Source organism: Actinoallomurus acaciae (genome assembly GCF_042429965.1).
In the GTDB taxonomy this organism is placed as follows: Bacteria; Actinomycetota; Actinomycetes; order Streptosporangiales; family Streptosporangiaceae; genus Actinoallomurus; species Actinoallomurus acaciae.
Map to the genome: position 1 here is coordinate 1 of NZ_JBHLZP010000578.1, position 4849 is coordinate 4849.

Below are 4849 nucleotides of genomic sequence, written 5' to 3' on the forward strand. Positions count from 1 at the left end.
GCGGGCGGCCGCGTCGTGGGCGCCCGCCGCGGAGGCGCGGCGCTCGGCGTCCATGAGCGCGTGGTGGGCCTGCCACGCGGCGTCGTTCGCCAGCTGGGGCGAGTTGAGGATCACCAGCTGCCGGTAGTGGTGAATGAGGAGGTCGGTCTCGCCGGCGGGCAGCGTGGCGATCCAGGCGATGGCGCGCCGGTGCTTGGCGATCCGCTGGCTGCGGGGCAGCTGGGCGTGCGCGACCTCGCGGAGGAGCGGTTGCCGGAAGGCGTAGGCCGGCTCGCCGGACCGGTCCATGGGCCGCCACCGGACGAGGAAGTCCCTGCGCTCCAGGCCGTGCAGGAGATCGGCGGCCTCTTCGGTGGTGAGGCCGGAGAGCGCGGCCACGCCTTCGGCCCGCAACCCGTCCGGGAAGAACGTGGCGTCCCGCATGGCGGCCCGTTCGGGGAGCGAGAGCGTGTCGATCCGCGCGGCGATGAGAGCGCGGAGACGTCCGGGAACGGGCGGGGTGCCGTCGTACGCGTCGCGGGCGGCCCGCGCGTACTCCTCGGCGTGCCGTGGGTTGCCGCCGACCAGGGTGAGCAGCGCGGGATCGGCCGGCCCGGGCAGGAGCGCGCTCGTCTCCTCGCCGGACAGCGGGTCCAGGGTGAGCGTGGTGACGTCGCGCTTGCCGCATCCCCAGCGTGTCCGGCGCTGCCGCAGCTCGGGCCGGGCCGTCACGACCACCAGGAGCGGTATCTGGGCGAACCGTTCGGTCAGGTCCTCGACCTGGTCCAGGAGGAGGGCATGGGCCCGGTGAAGGTCCTCCAGCACGATCGTCACGGGACCGTCCGCCGCGAGGTCGGTGACGTGGCGGCACCACGCGGCGGCCCCGGCCTCCACCGGCAGCCGTTCGATCTGCCGGGCCAGGTCCACGCCGTCCAGCCGCGATCGCATCGAGTCGGCGAGCGGGGCGAGGACCCCGCCCGCGAACGGCGGGGTGCGTCCGATGAGCACGGGCCCCGGAAGGTCCGCGGCGAACTCGGCGATCAGGCGGCTCTTGCCGATGCCCGGCTCGCCGAGGACGGTGACCAGGTGCGGGCGCCGTCTTCGGCGGACGTCGCCCAGCAGCCCCCGTAAGACCTCCAGGTCCCGGTCCCGGCCGACCAGGGGAGCGCCGGCCGTCGCCGCCGGGTGTGCCGGGACGGGAGGCGGCAGGGTCAGCTCTCTGCCGACCGCGGAGGCGAGGTCGTCGGCCGGGGGGAGAGGCGGCAGGCCGGCGGCGCGGGCGGTCGTGTGGCACACCCGGACACTGCCGGGCCGGGTGTGCGTCAGCAGCTTCTCGGCGGTGTGCGGCACCGTTCCCGACAGCCGCGTCGGCACGGGGTCGTTCTCGTCCCGGTAGGTCGCGAGGACCTCACCGGTGGCGACCGCGATCTGGACGCCGAGGGCCTTCGATACCTGGTCCGCGATCCGCTCGCGGATGGCGAGGGCCGTGTGGATGGCACGTTCCGGGTCGTCCTCGTGCGACTGCGGGAAACCGAACACGACCGACCGGACCGAGCCCAGCGTCTCGCGCACGAGCCCGCCGAAGCGCCGGGCCTCCTCGCCGATGATCCGGGCGAGTTCGTTGAGCGTCTCGTCGACGCATTCGGAGTCGCCGAACATCACGTCCACGCGGGTGCGCACCAGCAGGACGCTGGCCCGCTTCCGCTCCGCGACGGGACGCTCTTCGGTGTCCGCGCGGCCGTCGCCCGCGACGCCCTCACGGACGTCGCCGGGCCGGTCACCCGGCGTTCGGTCCGTACTCTCGGCACCTCCCGCGCCGGAGCCCTCCGCGCCCCCGACGTCCGGTGTCGTCCGCCGGAGAAGGGCCAGACCCGGGTGCTGGTGGAGAATGTCGCGTTCCAAATCCCGCAGCTCGGGCGCGGGGTCCAGCCCGAAGCCGTCCCGCAGGACGTCCCGCAGGCGCTGGTAGACGGCCAGCGCCTCGGGCTGCCGTCCGCAGCGGTAGAGCGCCAGCATGAGCAGACCGCAGAGCCGTTCGCGCGCGGGTTCCTCATCGACCAGGGACGCCATCTCGCCGATCAGCGCGTGGTGACGGCCGAGGGCGAGTTCGGCCTCAAGGCAGTCCTCCAGCGCGGCCAGCCGCGTCTCTTGGAGCATCGTGAGCTCGGGCCACGCGGTGCCGGTCTCGGTCACGTCGGCCATGGCCGGACCGCGCCACAGCGCGAGCGCCTGCCGCAGCCGCCGGGCGGCGGACTCCCAGGCCTCCGCCCGGAAGTCGGCACGGCCGCGATCCACCAGCGCGTGGAACCGGGTGACGTCGATCAGTTCGGGGTCGACGTGGAGCAGGTAGCCGGGCGGTACGGTCCGGAGCGTGACGGAGCCGTCCGAGGGAAGCGCCCGCCGCAGTCCGGCGATGGCGTTCTGCACCATCTTGCGCGCGGTGGGAGGTGCGGGGTCGTCCCACCGGGCACGGATGAGCTCGCTGGTGGACACCACGGTGTTGGCGCGCAGCAGCAGGAAGCCCAGGGCCGCTCGCTGATTGACCCCGCCGAGCGGGACGGGCCGGTCGTCCCGCAGTGCCTCCAACGGACCAAGCAGCCTGAATCGCAAGGGGGTCCCCCTGTCGATCATCTCAACCATTCCCGATATTTCATACTAACTCTATCGATTTTATCTGTAATGGGAAGGGCTCAGCGGCCGAGACCGAAGTAGTCCGCGTAACACTCCAACTGGTGATCGAGCATGTGGATCCCGCGATGGACGGCGAGCCCGAGCGCGGCGGCGGCGCGCAACAGCCGGGGCTCCGGGGGCTTCATGATGATGTCGGCGACCACGCCGTCCGGGCGCAGCGCGGCGGGGTCGAACGGCAACGGGTCGTCGGGCCGCAGCCCGAGCGGCGTGGCGTTGACCGCGATGTCCGCGTCCTCGATCCGTGGCACGGCCGAACCGGTGGCCAGGCCGGGCCACCGTTCGTCGAGACGGCGGAGCAGGGCGTCGAGGCGCCCGGCGTCGGTGTCGCAGACCGACAGGTGAGCGGCGCCGTTCTCCAGCAGTGCCGCCGCCAGGGCGGCTCCCGCCCCGCCCGCTCCCACCAGTGCGAACCGTCGGCCTCGCGGTTCGTGACCGGCGGCGCGCAGCCCGCGGACGAAGCCGACGCCGTCGAAGTTGTCCGCGCGCCAGCGCCCGTTCGGCTCGCGGCGCAGGGCGTTGGCGCTGCCGGTGAACGCCGCCGCCGGTGCCAGTTCGTCGGCGTACCGGCAAATCTCGATCTTGTGAGGCACGGTGACCAGCAGGCCGTCCAGATTGCGGATCCGCCGCAGCCCTCCGACGACCTCCGCCAGGTCATCGGGTCGTACGTGCACCGGGACCAGGACCGCGTCCCGGCCGAGCCGGTCCAGCAGCGGGTTGACCAGCGCCGGAGCCTGGACCTGCTCGATCGGATCCCCCAGTACGGCCAGCAGCCGGGTGGTGCCGGTGATCCGCCCCACGTCAGTCCCCTTCGACCGGCATCTCCGCCAGCGCGGCGGCGACCTGCGACTCCGGCACGTCTCTCACCAGTTCGGCGCCGTGCGGGCCGTCCAGCACGAACGCCAGCCCGTCCGTGGCCTTCTTGTCCAGCCGCATGAGCCGTACGAGCACGTCGTGGCCGGCCTCGGCGGGCAACCGCGTCGGCAGCCCGTACGCCGCGACGACCGCGTGATGCTCGGCGACGCGGGCCGGGCCGATCCGGCCGAGGAGCCCGGCCAGTCTCCCCGCGAACACCGTCCCGATCGCCACCGCCTCCCCGTGCCGCACCCGGTAGCCGGTCGCGCGTTCGAGCGCGTGGCCCAGGGTGTGCCCGTAGTTGAGCAGGTTGCGTGGCCCCGCGTCCCGCTCGTCGGCGGCCACGATCGACGCCTTGAGCGCCACGCTCGCCGCGATCTGCTCTTCCACGGGGCGTCCGTGCAGGTCGCCCGCGCCGATGAAGTGGCATCGCGCGATCTCCCCGTATCCGTTGATCCACTCACGGTGGGGGAGGGTCTCCAGGTATTCGGTGTCGCAGAGCACCGCGCGAGGCTGCCAGTACGCCCCGACGAGATTCTTGCCCTGCGGCAGGTTCACCGCGGTCTTCCCGCCGACGCCGGCGTCCACCTGCGCCAGCAGCGAGGTCGGCAGATGCACGACGGGCACGCCCCGGTGGTAGAGCGCCGCCGCCAGCCCCACCGCGTCGGTGGTGGTGCCGCCGCCGCAGGAGACGACCGCGTCCGAACGGGTCAGCCCGAAGTCGGCGAAGCGCCGGCACAGTTCCTCCACCCACGCGAGCGTCTTGTGCGGCTCACCGTCTCGCGCCGCGACCACCACGGACGGGACTCCGGGATCGGGGGTCCATTCCTGCGGCCGGGCCGACACGACCACCGCGCGCCGCGCCCCGACCTCGGCGATGACGCCGGAGAGGGCCGCACGTACCCCGGGCCCGATGCGCACCTCGTAGGCGCGTTCACCCAAGACCACCTCGACGCGTCGCGACGCCGCGATGCCTCCGTCGTTTCGTCCGGCCACGATGTGCCTCCTCTCGTTCCGCCAGCAGCACGGCTCCGTGAAGGGATGACAGCCCGCCGAGCTTCGCGCGCCGTACCGATGGCGCCGCGTACCCCGGGCGTGAGTACCCGATGACACGGTCGGCGACCGCTTCGGTGAAGCCGGGCAGCTCCGCGGCGACACCGCCTCCGATCACGGCGACATCCGGATTGAACAGCTCGCCGAGGGTCGTGACGGCGGCGCCGAGCGCGTCCCAGGCGGGCTCCAGCGCACCCACCGCCCAGCCCGCTCCGGCGGGCAGCCCGTCGCGGAGCTCCGCGAACGAGACCGCGGAGCCGCGGAGCCGGGCCGC

4 protein-coding genes are annotated in these 4849 nt (G+C 73.5%); all 4 read right to left on the bottom strand.

The genetic code is table 11. The annotated features are described in order from the left end of the window. The coding region (locus tag ACFFNX_RS42325; protein WP_378211888.1) for an ATP-binding protein at window positions 1–2565 on the bottom strand (2565 nt) is incomplete at its 3' end. Window positions 2566–2669: 104 nt separating this feature from the next. After that, window positions 2670–3467: a shikimate dehydrogenase family protein gene (locus ACFFNX_RS42330; RefSeq protein ID WP_378211890.1), complete on the bottom strand. Its 798-nt coding sequence runs from the start codon at window positions 3465–3467 to the stop codon at window positions 2670–2672. A 1-nt stretch (window position 3468) separates the two neighbouring features. After that, window positions 3469–4518, bottom strand: a complete 1050-nt coding sequence (locus ACFFNX_RS42335) for a 3-dehydroquinate synthase family protein (protein WP_378211891.1) — start codon at window positions 4516–4518, stop codon at window positions 3469–3471. Continuing rightward, a partial coding sequence (locus ACFFNX_RS42340; RefSeq protein WP_378211892.1) for an ROK family protein occupies window positions 4457–4849 on the bottom strand: 393 nt, incomplete at its 5' end. The genes ACFFNX_RS42340 and ACFFNX_RS42335, both read right to left, overlap by 62 nt.